This window comes from Ramlibacter pallidus (assembly GCF_015070875.1).
In the GTDB taxonomy this organism is placed as follows: Bacteria; Pseudomonadota; Gammaproteobacteria; order Burkholderiales; family Burkholderiaceae_C; genus Ramlibacter; species Ramlibacter pallidus.
The window spans coordinates 505,026-519,973 of the sequence record NZ_JADDIV010000004.1; the positions used below are offsets into that span (position 1 = coordinate 505,026).

The 14,948-nt window shown below is 71.8% G+C and carries 17 protein-coding genes; 12 read left to right on the forward strand and 5 right to left on the reverse strand.

Annotated features, from left to right (window positions below; genetic code table 11):
* Positions 1–66: 66 nt before the first annotated feature.
* From nadE to IM787_RS15755, 3 genes are all read left to right on the forward strand, one after another.
* Complete coding sequence (gene nadE, locus IM787_RS15745; protein ID WP_193677626.1) at positions 67–885, forward strand: NAD(+) synthase; 819 nt, start codon at positions 67–69, stop codon at positions 883–885.
* A 67-nt stretch (positions 886–952) separates the two neighbouring features.
* A complete protein-coding gene (locus IM787_RS15750) occupies positions 953–2,395 on the forward strand; it encodes an RNB domain-containing ribonuclease (RefSeq protein ID WP_193677627.1) in 1,443 nt (480 codons plus the stop codon).
* A gap of 128 nt (positions 2,396–2,523) precedes the next feature.
* On the forward strand, positions 2,524–3,072 hold the full coding sequence (locus tag IM787_RS15755; protein ID WP_193677628.1) for a DUF6622 family protein: 549 nt from the start codon (positions 2,524–2,526) through the stop codon (positions 3,070–3,072).
* A gap of 26 nt (positions 3,073–3,098) precedes the next feature.
* Here IM787_RS15755 and IM787_RS15760 read toward each other — a convergent pair whose 3' ends face one another.
* Positions 3,099–3,500, reverse strand: coding sequence for a VOC family protein (locus IM787_RS15760; protein WP_193677629.1), 402 nt, complete (start codon positions 3,498–3,500; stop codon positions 3,099–3,101).
* Entirely contained in the window at positions 3,497–4,012 is a 516-nt protein-coding gene (locus tag IM787_RS15765; protein ID WP_354004426.1) for a helix-turn-helix transcriptional regulator, read from the reverse strand. Before IM787_RS15765 ends, IM787_RS15760 begins: the two co-directional genes overlap by 4 nt.
* Before the next feature lie 156 nt (positions 4,013–4,168).
* Between IM787_RS15765 and IM787_RS15770 the strand changes: the two genes are divergently transcribed.
* From IM787_RS15770 to IM787_RS15785, 4 genes are all read left to right on the forward strand, one after another.
* Entirely contained in the window at positions 4,169–5,077 is a 909-nt protein-coding gene (locus IM787_RS15770) for an amino acid ABC transporter substrate-binding protein (protein WP_193677630.1), read from the forward strand.
* A 41-nt stretch (positions 5,078–5,118) separates the two neighbouring features.
* A complete protein-coding gene (locus tag IM787_RS15775; RefSeq protein WP_193677631.1) occupies positions 5,119–5,613 on the forward strand; it encodes a hypothetical protein in 495 nt (164 codons plus the stop codon).
* A 44-nt stretch (positions 5,614–5,657) separates the two neighbouring features.
* Positions 5,658–5,939, forward strand: a complete 282-nt coding sequence (locus tag IM787_RS15780; protein WP_193677632.1) for a hypothetical protein — start codon at positions 5,658–5,660, stop codon at positions 5,937–5,939.
* Between the two features lie 118 nt (positions 5,940–6,057).
* Positions 6,058–7,290 (forward strand): hypothetical protein, encoded by a 1,233-nt coding sequence (locus tag IM787_RS15785; RefSeq protein WP_193677633.1) that lies wholly within the window; start codon positions 6,058–6,060, stop codon positions 7,288–7,290.
* Positions 7,291–7,301: 11 nt separating this feature from the next.
* On the opposite strand, the gene IM787_RS15790 is transcribed toward IM787_RS15785, so the two are convergent.
* Together IM787_RS15790 and IM787_RS15795 are read right to left on the reverse strand one after the other, a co-directional pair.
* Positions 7,302–8,726 carry an aldehyde dehydrogenase family protein gene (locus tag IM787_RS15790; RefSeq protein WP_193677634.1) on the reverse strand — a complete coding sequence of 475 codons (1,425 nt, stop codon included), beginning with the start codon at positions 8,724–8,726 and terminating at the stop codon, positions 7,302–7,304.
* Positions 8,727–8,737: 11 nt separating this feature from the next.
* Positions 8,738–9,718: a Bug family tripartite tricarboxylate transporter substrate binding protein gene (locus IM787_RS15795; protein WP_193677635.1), complete on the reverse strand. Its 981-nt coding sequence runs from the start codon at positions 9,716–9,718 to the stop codon at positions 8,738–8,740.
* Positions 9,719–9,950: 232 nt separating this feature from the next.
* Between IM787_RS15795 and IM787_RS15800 the strand changes: the two genes are divergently transcribed.
* From IM787_RS15800 to IM787_RS15815, 4 genes are read left to right on the forward strand one after another with little or no spacing between them, the layout of a single operon-like run.
* Positions 9,951–10,418 (forward strand): MaoC family dehydratase, encoded by a 468-nt coding sequence (locus IM787_RS15800; protein WP_193677636.1) that lies wholly within the window; start codon positions 9,951–9,953, stop codon positions 10,416–10,418.
* Positions 10,415–10,879, forward strand: coding sequence for a MaoC family dehydratase (locus IM787_RS15805; protein WP_227494398.1), 465 nt, complete (start codon positions 10,415–10,417; stop codon positions 10,877–10,879). Before IM787_RS15800 ends, IM787_RS15805 begins: the two co-directional genes overlap by 4 nt.
* Before the next feature lie 3 nt (positions 10,880–10,882).
* On the forward strand, positions 10,883–12,463 hold the full coding sequence (locus IM787_RS15810) for a class I adenylate-forming enzyme family protein (RefSeq protein WP_193677637.1): 1,581 nt from the start codon (positions 10,883–10,885) through the stop codon (positions 12,461–12,463).
* Positions 12,450–13,229 (forward strand): SDR family NAD(P)-dependent oxidoreductase, encoded by a 780-nt coding sequence (locus IM787_RS15815; RefSeq protein ID WP_193677638.1) that lies wholly within the window; start codon positions 12,450–12,452, stop codon positions 13,227–13,229. Before IM787_RS15810 ends, IM787_RS15815 begins: the two co-directional genes overlap by 14 nt.
* 121 nt (positions 13,230–13,350) lie before the next feature.
* Here the strand turns inward: IM787_RS15815 and IM787_RS15820 are convergent, their stop codons facing one another.
* A complete protein-coding gene (locus IM787_RS15820) occupies positions 13,351–14,124 on the reverse strand; it encodes a fumarylacetoacetate hydrolase family protein (protein WP_193677639.1) in 774 nt (257 codons plus the stop codon).
* Between the two features lie 36 nt (positions 14,125–14,160).
* Between IM787_RS15820 and IM787_RS15825 the strand changes: the two genes are divergently transcribed.
* Positions 14,161–14,928, forward strand: coding sequence for a DNA-binding transcriptional regulator (locus IM787_RS15825; RefSeq protein ID WP_193677640.1), 768 nt, complete (start codon positions 14,161–14,163; stop codon positions 14,926–14,928).
* Positions 14,929–14,948 lie beyond the last annotated feature (20 nt).

Consider the following 14,948-nt stretch of genomic DNA (forward strand, 5'->3'; position numbering starts at 1 on the left):
TTGGGTTGATGGTTGTACTATACAACTCAGTGCCGGCGGCGTGCTTCCGCGACATACTGTCACCCCATGACCACCTCCTTTTCCGCCGCGCAGGTTGCCGCCGAGCTGTTCGTCTCGCCCACCTTCGACGCCGCCGCCGAGGCCGAGCGCCGCATCGCCTTCATCGCCGACTACCTCCCCGCCTCGGGGCTCCAAACCCTGGTGCTGGGCATCAGCGGCGGCATCGATTCCACGACCGCGGGCCGGCTGTGCCAGCTGGCCGCCGAACGCCTGCGCGCCGCCGGCCGTCCGGCCCGCTTCATCGCCATGCGGCTGCCGCACGGCCAGCAGCGCGACGAAGCGGATGCCCAGGCGGCGCTGCAGTTCATCCGTGCCGACGAGGTGCTGACCACCGACATCCGGCCGGCCGCCGAGGGCATGCTCGACAGCCTGAAGACCGGCCTCGCGTTCGAAAGCGCGGGGCAGCAGGACTTCGTGTTCGGCAACATCAAGGCGCGCCAGCGGATGGTCGCGCAGTACGCGGTCGCCGGCGCCCGCCGCGGCCTGGTGGTGGGCACGGACCACGCCGCCGAAGCGGTGATGGGCTTCTTCACCAAGTTCGGCGACGGTGCCTGCGATCTCGCGCCGCTGACCGGCCTGGTCAAGCGGCGGGTCCGCGCGATCGCCACCCACCTGGGCGCGCCGCAGTCGCTGGTGCAGAAGGTGCCGACGGCCGACCTGGAGGAACTGCGGCCGCAGCTGCCCGACGAAGCGGCGTACGGCGTCACCTACGAGCAGATCGACGACTTCCTCGAAGGCAAGCCGGTGGCGCCCGAAGCGGTGGAGGTGATCCGCCGTTTCTACATGGCGAGCCGCCACAAGCGCGAGCTGCCGGCGCATCCGTAGCCCGCGGCGCGGCGATCCGGGCAAGATCGGGCCTGCCGCGCCGCCTTCGCCGCGCGCCGTCCCGTCCATGCCCCTTCCTTCCCTCGCACGATTCGCCGCCGACGCCATGCGCGCGCATGGCCTGCGGCCCGCCTTCAGCCCGCAGGCCCTGCAGGAGGCTGCCGCAGCCACGCCCCGCTCGCAGGCGGACGTCCGCGACCTGCGTGAGCTGTGCTGGTTCTCGATCGACAACGACGACACGCGCGACCTCGACCAGCTGAGCGTGGCCGAGCCGGAGGCCGGGGGTGCGGTGCGGCTGCGCGTCGCGGTGGCCGACGTGGACGCGATGGTCCCGCCCGGCGGCGCCGTCGACGCCCACGCGGCGGCCAACACCACTTCCGTCTACACCGCGGCCGGCGTGTTCCCCATGCTGCCGGAGGTGCTGTCCACCGACCGCAGCTCGCTGCACGAGGGCCAGGAGCGGCTGGCGGTCGTCGTCGACCTGCGGGTGCAGGCGGACGGGAGCGTGACGGACTCCGTGCTGTACCGCGCGGCGGTGCGCAACCGGGCCAAGCTCACCTACACCCGCGTCTCGCAATGGCTGGATGCGGTGCCCGGCGCACTGCCGCAGCTGGCGGCCGTGCCCGGGCTGGAGCAGCAGCTGCGCGTGCACGATGCCGTGGCCACGCAGCTGCGCCAGTGGCGCCAGCGCCGCGGGGCCCTGAACGTCACCACCATCTCCGCGCGGCCGGTGTTCGAGGATGGCCGGCTGGTGGACCTGCAGCCGGACGCGAAGAACCGGGCCAAGGACCTCATCGCCGACCTGATGATCGCGGCGAACGCCGCCACCGCCCGCTTCCTGGCGGAGCAGGGCTTCCCGTCGCTGCGGCGCTTCCTGCAGTCGCCGCGCCGCTGGGACCGCATCGAGGCGCTGGCCGCGGGCCATGGCGTCACGCTGCCGGAGCAACCCGACCCGGTGGCCCTGGACCGTTTCCTGTGCGAGCGGCGCCAGGCCGACCCCGCCGGCTTCGCCGACCTGTCGCTGCGCATCGTGAAGATGCTCGGCGCGGGCTCCTATGTCGCCGCCGCGCCGGGCGACCGGGCGCCCGGCCACTTCGGCCTGGCCGTGAGCGACTACGCGCATTCCACGGCGCCCAACCGGCGGTTTCCCGACCTGGTGACGCAGAGGCTGGTGAAGGCCGCGCTGGCGGGTGACCCGCCGCCGTATGCGCTCGACGTGCTGGAGCAGGTCGCCCGCCACTGCACCCTGCAGGAAGACCAGGCCAACAAGGTCGAGCGGCAGGTGCTGAAGGCGGCCGCGGCATGGCTGCTGCAGGACCGGATCGGCGCCGCCTTCGACGCGATCGTCACGGGCGCCTCGCCGAAGGGCACCTACGTGCGCATCGCCCAGCCGCTGGTGGAAGGACGGCTGGTGCGCGGGCAGGAGGGCGCGGACGTCGGCGACGCGCTGCGCGTGCGGCTGGTGTCCGTGGACGCGGGCCAGGGCTTCATCGACTTCGAACGGGCCTGAGCGGCGGCGCTTCGCGCGCGCCGGCCGCCGGTTCGCGCCGCGCCCGCGGCGTTTCGTCGCGGCCCGGTGGTGCGCGGTGGCCGGGCTGCGCACAGTGCGGGCTTCGCACCGTACCTGGAGAGAACCCCATGCTGCTGCAGCTCGTCACCGACCATCCCGGAGCCATCGTCCCCATCCTGCGCAACACGCCGGCCTGGGTCTGGGTTCTGCTCGCCGGCCTCCTGGCGCTCGGCATCGGCCAGCTGCGCGACCGCACCGCCAGCCTGGCCCGGGTGTCCCTGCTCCCGGCGGCGATGACCGTGTTCTCGGTGTGGGGCACGTTCTCCGCCCTGGCCGCGTCGCCGCACGCGGCGGGTGCCGCCGCGGCCTGGCTGGGCGCGGCAGCGATCGCGTTCGGGCTGCTGGCCCCGGGCCGCGCCGCCGCGCAGTTCGACCCGGTGCGCCGCTCTTACCGACTGCCCGGCAGCGTGGTGCCCCTGCTGCTGATCGTCGGCATCTTCCTGGTCAAGTACGGGGTGGGCGTGGAACTCGCGATGGCGCCTCGTCGCATCGAGGAAGCGCCGTTCGCTTGGACCGTCGCGGCGCTGTACGGCGCATTCACCGGCCTGTTCGTCGGCCGCGCCTGGCGGCTGTGGCGCCTGGCCCTGCAGCCCGCCGCCGCCGGCGTCACGGCCTGAAGGCGGCGACGGGCGCGCTCCGGCCGCTAGCGGCCGATCATCTTCCAGCCGTTGCCGGACGGATCGCGGAAGCTCGCGTCGGTGGCGCCGTAGCGGTCCACCGGTTCCTGCGTGAACTCCACGCCGAGTCCGCGCAGGCGCTCGTAGGAAGCGCGGCAGTCGGCGACGGCCAGCACGAGCGGCGGCATGGCTCCCTTGGCCACCAGCGCCTGCAGCGCCTGCGCGGTCGCCGCGTCGACCACCGGCGGGCCGGGCTTGAACAGGCCAAGCTGGAAATCCGGCTGGTCCGCGGACTGCACGGTCAGCCAGCGGTAGTCGCCGTTGCGCACGTCCGTGTGCACGCGGAAGCCGAGCTTCCCGACGTAGAAAGCCAGCGCTTCGTCCTGGTCCCGCACGTACACGCCGACCGTTTCGACACCTCGATTCATGGCACCTCCTGTTGGAAGCCGCGATTCTGGTCGGCATCGCCCTGGCGCCGCTTCTCCGAAACCGCCATGGTGAGGTCGGGCCGCCGGCCCGCGCTCAGGTAGCAGGGGGGCACGCCGTCCAGCCCGCCCGCGAAAGCCTGCTCGCGTGCGCGGACGGCCCCCGGGCTCGCACCGGTGATGTCGCGGAAGATCCGGCCGAAGGTCCCGAGGCTGCGCCACCCGGTCTGGAAGGCGATGTCCGTGACGGGCAGGTTCGTTTCGCGCAACAGCGCCACGGCGCGTTCGATGCGCCGCGTGAGCAGGTAGCGGTGCGGCGGCAACCCGAAGGCCTGCCGGAACGCGCGCGCGAAATGCGATGCGGACACGCAGGCGACGCCGGCCAGCCGTTCGACCGGCCAGTCCTCCTGCGAGGCCGCGTCCATCGCGTCCTTCGCGCGCAGCAGCCGGCGCAGGAGCGCGGGGTCCTGTGCGAGGGCGGGTGGGCTGCTGGCCGGGGTCCGGGGCGAAGGCACAGCCCGCGATTCTCGGTGAAGCAGGCACCGGTGCGTCGACGCGGCAGGTTGACGGGAAGCTGTCGGCTGCCCCAGCGGGCCAAGGGTTTACCCTTAGACTCCGGGCCTTCCCGGAGCGCCCTCCGGCCCCGGCCCCTTCATCCCTCCACTGCTTCCATGCTCCACACCCTTCGTCGCGCACTGCCGCTCGCCGCGTGCACCACGCTGGCCTTCGCTTCTTCCGCCTTCGCGCAGGCCCCGGCCGACACGCTGGCCCGCATCAAGGAAACCCGCGAGATCACCCTGGGCGTGCGCGAGTCCGCGCGCCCGTTCTCGTACCTCAACGAGCAGAAGCAGCCGGTCGGCTACTCGGTCGACCTGTGCCTGGCGGCGGTGGACGAGATCAAGCGCACGCTCAAGCTGCCCGAGCTGAAGGTGAACTACAAGGTCGTCAGCGGCCCCGAGCGCATCCCGAAGCTGGAGGGCGGCGAGATCGACCTGGAGTGCGGGTCGACCACCAACACCAAGGCGCGCCAGGAGAAGGTGGCCTTCAGCTACACGATCTTCGTGGCGGGCATCCGCGTGCTCGTGCCCAAGGGCACCAAGGTCGAATCGGTGAAGGACCTGGGCGGCCTGCCGGTGGCCCTGAGCAAGGGAACGACGTCCGAGAAGCTCTTCACCCAGCTCGCGGCCAGCGAAGTGAAGATGCAGCTGACGACCTTCTCCAGCAACGGCGAGGCGTACAAGGCGCTGAAGGAGGGCAAGGTGCGCGCCTTCCCGCAGGACGATTCGCTGCTGGTCGGCATGGTGTCCCACGACAACGCGCAGGGCCAGATGGAACTGGGCAGCGTGGCGCTGTCGGTCGAGCCGTACGCGATCATGCTGCGCAAGGGCGACGCGGCGCTCGGCGCCGTGGTCGACCGCACGCTCGCGCGCCTGTACGCGGCAGGCGAGATCGAGGGCCTGTACCGCAAGTGGTTCGCCACCGACCGCATCAACATCCAGATGGGCCGCCTCACGCGCGACAGCTTCACCCGCCCGAACAAGGAGCCGGGCGTGGCGATGCTGCTCGGCTACTCGCTCTGAGCGTCCGGCCCGGCGTGGTCGCCTGCCGTGACAATCACGCCATGGACGAACACGACACCGATGCCGGGCCCCTGTCGATTCACGAGCCGCGGCTGTGGCGCGACAACGGCTGGACCGCCCGCGTCATCAAGAACGAGGATGACGACGGCTGGGCCGTCGAGATGACGCCGGACGGCCAGGTCGAACCGGCGCTGGTCGGCCCCTGGACGATGGGCCGCGACAAGAAGAACCCCAAGCCGCTGGACACCGCCGCGTTCCACACGCTGGTGAAGACGGCGGCGGAGTTCGTGCGCCGGCACGAGCAGCAGCTGCATGCCACGCTGCACCGGCAGGTCGACCTGCCGCGCGAAGGCGGCCGGGTGAGCGTGACGCTGGACATCGAGCCGGACGAAGACAACCCCTCGGCCTTGCTGCGCGCCACCGATGCCGCGGGCGAAGTGCTCGGCGAAGCGCGCGTCTCGCCCGGCTTCCAGCTGACGCGGGCCAGTGCGCAGGCGTGGGCGGATGCGGAGTTCAGCCCGCGGGCGGTGCGGTGAAACCGGTCCGCTCCTGGATCGCAAGAGGGCCGAAGCGCGCGCTCGTGATCGGCAAGGCCCTGTTCCTGGCGGGCGCCGTCCTGGTGCTCGCCGCGGTGTTCGGGCGGGCGGGGCTCCTGGCGGTGAATGGGGAACGGGCCGACGCCGGCCTGCCTGCATTGCGCACGCTGGCGGAGGCGTTTCCGCAGTATCCGGCCTGGATCGTGCCGGAGGGCGCCGTCGGCTATACCGTTGCGGCGGTGCTGGTGCTGGCGGGGATGGTCCTCGTCGTAGAGGCGGAGAAAGCCGGCAGCGAACGGCGCGCGCGGGGCGGGAAGTGGTGGTGAAAGGCGGGCCGCACCCCTTCGTCGCGCGTTGCGGCTGAAGCGGCGTCGTACCTTGTGATGACGCGGCCCGCCGCAAGCGCGACTACGCTGGCCTCCCTGACAGTCAAGGGGGGATTCCATGCGCATGCTTCAGGCGGTCTGCTTCGTGGGGCTGGTGGCGCTTTCCGGGTGCGCCAACCTCAACTCGATCCATCGCAACCTCGACCTGATCGGTCCCGGCGCGGCGCCGGAAGGCGTCGCGATCGACATCAAGCAGCGGGCCATCCTCACCAACACGCGACGCGGCGAAACGCCGGGCGCCCCCGGCTCGTACGTGGTCTGCGCCGAGCCCAGCCCCGACGCGCTGTCGGCCTATGTGGCCTCGCTGGGCGCCACCGGGATCCCGCTCCCGGCTCCAGCAGTGCCCGCCGGCCCGTCGCGCGACCCCTTCAACGTGGCTGGCGTGGCCGGGGAAACGTCCGCGTCGGTCGGGCTGCGCACGCAATCCATCCAGCTGCTGCGTGACCTGCTGTTCGCGAATTGCCTGACCTACCTGAACGGCGCCAGCTCGCACGAACAGTACTACGCACTGCAGCGCCGCAGCCAGAACATCACGCTCGGCCTGCTGGCGATCGAGCAGCTCACCGGCGCGGTGAAGGCCGACCAGGCGTCGCTGAACATCTCCGGCAGCGCGGCGACCGGCGCGGACAACGTGGACAAGGAAACCGAAGCCCTGAAGGCGGCGCAATCGGACCTGGCGGCGGCGCGCAAGGCAGAAGACACCGCGGTGGCGGCCCTGAAGGCGGCCGCGAAGAACACGGGCGACCAGCGCAAGAAGGTGGTCGAGGCGCAGGCCGCCTACGACAAGGCGACGAGCGACGGGAAGAAGGCCGCGGAGGATGTGCTGAAGGCCGAGACGGTCACGTTGGACGGCTTGGTGGAGGACGAGGCCAAGGCGCAGATCGAGGTGGCCGATGCCCGCCGCCAGCTGCGCAACGCCGAGGCCTACGTCGCCGCGGCGCAGCGCACGCTGGCGGACGCCCAGCGGCGCGTGCGTGCTTCGGTCACCGCGACGGCGAGCCTGGGCGGCGGGAGCAATGCCAGCGGCAAGGCGCCGGAACACGTCTCGAAGGCAGTTGTCGAGATCGTGACCACCGTGCTGCAGTTCAGCAGCAGTGCCGAAGACTGCTCCGCGCTGATCGCCAAGGCCGGCGACCTCGCCCCGGATGGCCGGTTGCCCGCGCCGGCGTGGCTGGCGCTCCAGAACTGCCTGAAGACCAAGGACGAGCGCTCGGCGGTGGCCGAAGCGATCCGCATCCCGGAGACGGAGAAGAGCCTCTTCATCCAGGGGCAGAAGCCCCCGGTACGCTGACGAAGGGCCGGCTAGTCCCCGAAGCCGACCAGCGCCTTCACCTCGAGGTATTCCTCGAAGCCGAAGACGCCGAACTCGCGCCCGTTGCCGGACTGCTTGTAGCCGCCGAAGGGCAGGCTGCGGTCGAAGGCCGCGCCGTTGACGTAGACACGGCCGGCGCGGATGCGGTTGGCCACCGCGCGGGCACGGCGCAAGTCCTTCGATTGCACGAAGCCGGCCAGCCCGAAGGGCGTGTCGTTCGCCATCGCCACGGCCTCTTCTTCCGTGTCGTAGCAGAGGATGGACAGCACCGGGCCGAAGATCTCCTCGCGGGAGATGCGCATGGCCGGCGTGACGTCGCCGAAGACCGTGGGGCGCGCGAAGTGGCCGCGCTCCACGCCGGGCGGCCGGCCCGTGCCGCCGGCCACGAGCGTGGCGCCTTCGTCGATGCCGGAGCGGATCAGGGCCTGCACCTTCTCGTACTGCATCGGGCTCACCAGCGGCCCCATCGTGGTGGCCGGATCCATCGGATCCCCGAGCTTGATCGTCTCCACCGCCTGGCGCGCGGCGGCGAAGGCGGCGTCGCGCTGCCGGCGCGGCACCAGCATGCGCGTGGGCGACTGGCAGTTCTGGCCGGCGTTGGTGTAGCAGGCGTGCACGCCCTGCGTCACCGCGGCGGCGATGTCGGCGTCGTCCAGGATGATGTTGGCGGATTTGCCCCCGAGTTCCTGCGCGACGCGCTTGACCGTGTCGGCGGCGAGCTTCGCCACGCGGATGCCGGCCGCCGTCGACCCCGTGAAGGACACCATGTCGATGCCGGGATGGGCGGCGATCGCTTCGCCCACCGTGGGACCGTCGCCGTTCACCAGGTTGAAGGCGCCGGGCGGCAGGCCCGCCGCGTGGACGATCTCGGCGAACAGCGTCGCGCTCAGCGGCGCGATCTCGCTCGGCTTCAGGACCACGGTGCAACCGGTCGCGAGGGCCGGTGCCACCTTGGAGGCGACCTGGTTCAGCGGCCAGTTCCAGGGCGTGATCAGGCCGCAGACACCGATGGGCTCGCGGCGCACGATGCCGTGTCCCATGCGCTCCTCGAACGGGTATTCGGCCAGCACGCGCGCCGCTTCCTCGAAGTGGAACAGGGCGACGGTCGCCTGCCGCTCGGTGGAGAAGGTGATCGGCGAGCCCATCTCCAAGGTCATCGTGCGCGCCAGCTCCGGCAGCCGCGCGCGGAAGCCCTCGATGATGTGGCGCAGCCAGCCCAGGCGCTCCTTCACGCTCGCGGCCGAAGTCACCTCGAACGCGCGGCGCGCCGCGGCGACGGCGCGGTCCACGTCGGCCCGCGAGCCGAGGCTGATGCGCGCGAAGCTTTCCTCGGTCGCCGGGTTGGTGACGGCCAGGGTCGCCGGCACCGCCGGGTCGACCCATGCACCGTCGATGTAGAACTGCAGCTTGTCCATCGCCTCTTTCTTCAGTCCGCCGAGATGCCCGCGGATTCGACCACCGGTTTCCACTTGGCGGCCTCCGTGGCCATGAGCTTGCCCAGTTGCGCCGGCGTCGCCGATTGCGGCACCATGCCCAGCGCCGCGAGCCTGGCCTTGCCCTCGGCGGACTGGGTGTACTTGTTGATCTCGTCGTTCAGCGACTTGACGATGGCGGGCGGCACGCCGGCCGGTCCGACCAGCGCGCTCCAGACGCTCGCCTCGAGCGGGATGCCCTGTTCCGCCGCGGTGGGGACGTTGGGCAGGCCGGGGAAGCGCGCCTTCGATGCGACGGCCAGCGCCTTCAGCTTGCCGCCCTGGATGTTGGGCAGCAGCGCCGTGACCGGCGTGGAGACGGCGTCGACGACGCCCGCGATCGCGTCGGTCATGGCCGGCGAATCGCCCTTGTACGGCACGGAAGTGACCTTGGCGCCGGCATTGAAGCGCAGGTATTCGGAGGCCAGGTGCCCGATGGTGCCCTTGCCGGGGTTGGAGATGGTCAGTGCGTTCGGCGACGCCTTGCTCAGGGCGACGAACTCCTTCAGGTTGCCGGCCTTCACCGACGGGTTCGCCGCGATCACCAGCGGGATCTCGCCGACGAGCGCGATGGGTGTCAGGTCCTTCTCGGCGTCGAAGGGCATGGGCTTGTAAAGCCACTTGTTGTTGGCGAGCGGCCCGGAGGTGCCCAGGGCGAAGGTGTAGCCGTCCGGCGCCGCCTTGGCGACGTAGTCGACGCCGATGTTGCCGCCGGCGCCGACGCGGTTCTCCACGATGAACTGCTGCTTGTAGTGCGTGCTCAGGTGCTGCGCGATCTGCCGGGCCACGAGGTCGGAGCTGCCGCCCGGCGCGAAGATGGCGATGATCTTCACGGGCTTGCTGGGCCAGTCGCCTTGCGCGTGGGTGGTGGATGGCAGGGCCAGGAATCCCCCGGCGGCACAGGCGAGGGCCCGGGCGATGGTGGCGAACTTCACTTTGTATGTCTCCAGCTGTTGGTCCGCGCAGTGTCCGGAAAGCGGCTCGCCGGGACAACACGGAATTCCAAGCTTTCCGTGCAATGGAATCGTGCGGCCATTGTGAAGCGTCCGGGCGCGGCGGCATGGCCCGCGATTTCGCCCGGCGGAACGGGCGAACAATCCGCTTCGTTCCGCGGCCGCCATCGTGCATCCTGCGCGGCTCGAGCAGGGCCCCTGCCGCAAGAGGAACATGACCGCACGCTTTTTCGAGGACTTCCGCATCGGTGAATCGTGGGAGAGCGCTCCCGCCACCGTCACCGCCGAAGAGATCGTCGCCTTCGGGCGCGGCTTCGACCCGCAACCCATGCACACCGATGCCGAACGCGCGGCCGCCGGCCCCTTCGGCGGACTGGTCGCCAGCGGCTGGCACGTCGCGGCGCTGTCGATGCGCCTCTTCGTCGAGGCCGGCGGCTACGGCGACACGCCGATGGTGGGCCTCGGCATCGACGAACTGCGCTGGAAGGCGCCGGTGCGCGCCGGCGACACGCTCATCGTGCAGCGCGAGGTCGCGGAACTGCGCCGCTCCGACTCCGACCCGCTCAAGGGCATCGTGCGCACGCGCGTCACCGTGCGCAACCAGCATGGCGCCGTCGTGATGTCGCTGGTCAGCGCCGGCCGCGTGCCGGCCCGGGCGGCACCCGCGGGAGAGGGCGCTTGAGCGTCGTCGTCGAGCATGCCGCCGACCTGGCGGTCCACGTCGGCGGGGCGCCGCTCGGCATCAGCGACTGGGTGACCGTGGACCAGGCGCAGGTCGATGCCTTCGCGGCGCTGACGGGCGACGACCACTGGATCCACGTGGACGTCGAGCGCGCCGCGCGCGAGATGCCGCAGGGCCGGACCATCGCGCATGGCTTCTTCGTGCTGTCGCTGATCCCCGCGCTCCAGCGCGGCATCTACACGATCCGGCAGCGCGGCAAGGGACTGAACTACGGCTGCAACCGCGTGCGCTTCACGGCGCCGGTGCCGGTCGGCGCGCGGGTGCGGCTGCGGCAGTCGCTCAAGGAATGCGTGCGGGTCGCGTCCGCCACTCGCCTCACCTTCGAATCCACCATCGAGATCGAGGGGCAGGAACGCCCCGCGCTCGTGGCCGAAACCCTCCTGCAGATCCTGGACCGCTAGCGCATGACGAGCATCGAACACCCCGTGCCGGGGTTCACGCCCTTTTCCGACACCATCGCCGCGCACGCCGCGGCGCGCCCCGACGCGGTGGCCTTCCACGTCGAAGGACGGACGCTGGACTGGCGGACGCTGCACGCCCGCGTGGTGCAGGTGGCGCAGGCGCTCGTGGCCGGCGGTGTCGCGCCGGGTGACCGGGTGGCCGTGCTGGGCGGCGCGTCGCTCGCCTACGTCGAATGCCTCTTCGGCATCGTCGCCGCCCGCGCCTGCGTGGTGCCCTTGCCGGTCTCCGCCAGCGTCGAGACGCTGGAGGCGTTGCTGGCGGATTGCGATGCGCGGCTCTTGTTCCTGGACCCGGAGACCGGGGCGGCCGCGGCCGCGATGGCGGCGCGGTGGGCGGCCGGCACCGGGCGCGGCGTCGTGTCGCTGGACGACGAAGCCTTCGGCCCGTGGCGGTCCCGGGGCGACGCGGCCGCTGTCCTGCCGGCGGGCGACGCCGAAGACCCGTTCAACATCATCTACAGCTCCGGCACCACGGGGCTGCCCAAGGGCATCGTGCACCTGCACGGCATGCGCCAGCGGCAGGCCGCCCGCCGGGGCTTCTTCCGCCGGCACGCGCGCACCCTCCTGTCGACGCCGATGTACTCCAACACCACGCTGATGCCGCTGCTGGGCACGGTGGTGGCGGGCGGCACCTGCATCCTGATGCGCAAGTTCGACGCCGGCCGCTTCCTGGCGCTGGCCGCCGGGCAGCGCGCCACCCACACGATGCTGGTGCCCGTGCAGTACAAGCGCCTGCTCGCGCATCCCGCGTTCGACGGCAGCGACCTGTCCTCGCTGGAACTGAGCCAGTCGACGGGCGCACCGATGGAGGTGGAGCTCAAGCGCGAGGTGCTGCGGCGCTGGCCGGGCCGCTTCCTGGAGGTCTACGGCCTCACCGAAGGCGGCGTGACCTGCCTGCTCGATGCGCGGCTGCATCCCGACAAGCTCGCCAGCGTCGGCCGGCCGGCGGCGGGGGGCGAGGTGTTCCTGATCGACGAGGCCGGCCGCCGCCTGCCCCAAGGCCAGCCGGACGTGATCGGCGAAGTCGTCGGCCGCTCGGAGTTCATGATGGCGGGGTACCACAACCGGCCGCAGGCGACGGCGGAGATCCGCTGGCACGATGCGCAGGGGCGCGTGTACCACCGCAGCGGCGACGTCGGCCGGTTCGACGCGGACGGCTTCCTCACCTTGCTGGACCGCATCAAGGACGTGATCATCTCGGGCGGCCACAACATCTACGCGGCCGACCTGGAGGCCGTGCTGGCCCGCCACGAAGGCGTGCTGGACGCGGCGGTCATCGGCGTGCCCAGCGCGGAGTGGGGCGAGACGCCGCTGGCCATCGTGATGCCGCGGCCGGGCGCACGCCTCGATGCGGCCGCCTTGCGCGACTGGGTCAACGCCCAGGTCGGCAAGACGCAGCGCCTGTCGGGCGTGGAGCTGCGCGACGAATTGCCCCGATCGGCCCTGGGCAAGCTGTCGAAGAAGGAACTGCGGGCCCCGTACTGGCAAGTGAAGCAAGCGAAGGAATCCCATGAGCGCGCCTGAGAAGAGCAAGCCCGTCTGCATCGTCACCGGATCGTCGTCGGGCATCGGGGCGGCCACCGCCCTGCTGTTCGCGCAGCGCGGCTGGGACGTCGCGATCAACTATGCGAGCCACGCGGAGGGCGCCGAGCGCGTGGCCGCGGCCTGCCGCGAAGCCGGCGCCGGCACGCTGGTGGTACGCGCCGACGTCGGCGAGGACGCGCAATGCCGCGCGCTCGCCGATCAGGTGAAGCAGCGTTGGGGCCGCGCCGACGCGCTGGTGAACAGCGCCGGCATCACCACCAAGTTCGCGGACCTGAAGGACCTGGAGGCGCTGGGCGCCGAGGACTTCGCGGCCATCTACCGCGTCAACGTGATCGGCACCTTCCAGATGTGCCGCGCCGTCGCGCCGCTGATGCGCAACGCGCCGTCGCCGGGCATCGTCAACATCTCGTCGATGGGGGGCCGCATGGGCACGGGGTCCTCCATCGCGTACGCGGCCTCGAAAGGCGCGGTCAACACGTTGACGCTTTCGCTGGCGCGCGCCCTGGCACCGGCCATCCGGGTCAACGCGATCCTGCCGGGCATGGTGGACGGCCAGTGGCTGCGCAAGGGACTCGGCGAGACGGTGTTCCAGGAACGGCGCAAGCGCTACGAGGCGCGCGCGCTGCTGGCGACGGTGGTGACGCCGGAAGACGTCGCGCGTGCGGCCTGGTCGCTCGCGGTCGACGCCACCAAGCAGACCGGCCAGCTGGTCGACCTGGAAGGCGGCTTCCTGCTGGGAGCCTGAGCGCGAGCGCTTCCAGGCGCCCTCCCCCTCTGGGGGAGGGCGGGGGTGGGGGCACGTTCGAGCGCCGCGGGCCCTCACCCCAACCCTCTCCCAGAGGGAGAGGGAGCAGGACCGGGCGCCTCTAGAGCTGCACGCTCGCCGAGCCGATGCCGGGGAACTCGGCGACCACGCGGTCGCCCTCGGCTGCGTCGAGCAGGCCGCACCAGGTGCCCGTGGTGACCACGGTGCCCGCGGGTACGCTGGCGCCGTGGCGCGTCAGGTGCCGGAGCCACTCGGGCAGCACCCAGGCCGGGTCGCCGATGCCGAGGCTGCCGCGGAACGCGCGCGCCTCGGCTGCGCCGATGCGGACGCGGCATTCCTGCTCCTCCCAGCGGCGCGACGCGAAGGGCACGAAGTCGCCGAGCACCAGCGCGCCGTGCACGACGAGGTCGGCCACCTTCAGCAGGGGCGGCGCGGACCGGCCGCCGGCCCAGCGCGTGTCGACCAGTTCGATCGACACGCACATCGCATCGACCACCGCATGCGCGTCGTGCGGCGTGACGCGCCGGGCGGCTTCGGGCGTAAGTTCGCGGGCGATGCGCAGCGCCACCTCGGCCTCGATCCAGCGGTGGCGCAGGTGCAGGCCTTCCACGCCCGACCCGGACGGCCGCACGCCGGCGACCGGCAGCGGCGCGTGCCGCATCGCGTCCGACCGGGTCGGCGCACCCGACTTCCAGTACGGTGCGACGCCCGGCGGATGGCCGAGCGCGGCATACAGGCCTTCCTGCACGGCGTAGGCCTCGTCCAGCGAGGTGACGTGGGGCAGGGCGGCGGTTTCGTCGGCCGCCGGCCCGCCCTGGTGGGCGCGGCGCAGGAGGTCGACGACGTTGGCGAGCGATGCGGGTTGTCCGGTCATGGGCGCGGATTCTTGCACGCTACACTGGACCTCACCATGCCCACTCCCCGCCCGGTCAACGTGGTGCTCCGGGCGCTGCAGATCCTGCGCGCGCTGAACCGGCAGCCGGTCACCACGGTCGATGCGATCCACAAGCACACGGCCATCCCCAAGCCCACGATCGTGCGGCTGCTGCAGACGCTCGAGGCCGACGGCCTGGTGCGCCGCGCGCCGCAGTACGGCGCGTACTACCTGACCTCGGAGGTGAAGGCGCTGGCCAGCGGCTACCACAGCGAGCCGCGCGTGGTCGAGGCTTCCGCCGCGCCGGCCGAAGCGCTGACGCAGGAGCTGAAGTGGCCGGTGGCGGTGGCCGTGCACGACGGCGACGCCATGATCGTGCGCTACAGCACCATCCCGCATTCGCCGCTGTCGTTCTTCCACTCCACGATCAACATGCGGCTGAGCCTGGTCACGCAGGCGCTCGGCCGCGCCTACCTGGCGTTCTGCAGCCCGACCGAGCAGGACGCGCTGCTGGAACTGCTGGCGCACAACAGCAGCGAGCCGATCGCGGGGCAGGAGCCCGCCATCCGCCGCATGCTGGCTGAGGTGCGCGAGCGCGGCTACGCGCTGCGCGACCCGCGCGTGCGGCCCGAGTCCTCCACCATTGGCGTGCCGATCTTCGACGGCGAGCGCGTGGTCGCCACCATGGGCATCACCTGGTTCAGCTCCGCGCTGGACACCGAACAGGCCGTCGCGCGCTTCCTGCCGCCGCTGCGCGACGCGTCCGCCGCCATCTCGCGCGCGCTGGCCACCACCGCCGGCTGAAGGCGCCGCCGCGCTTTCCG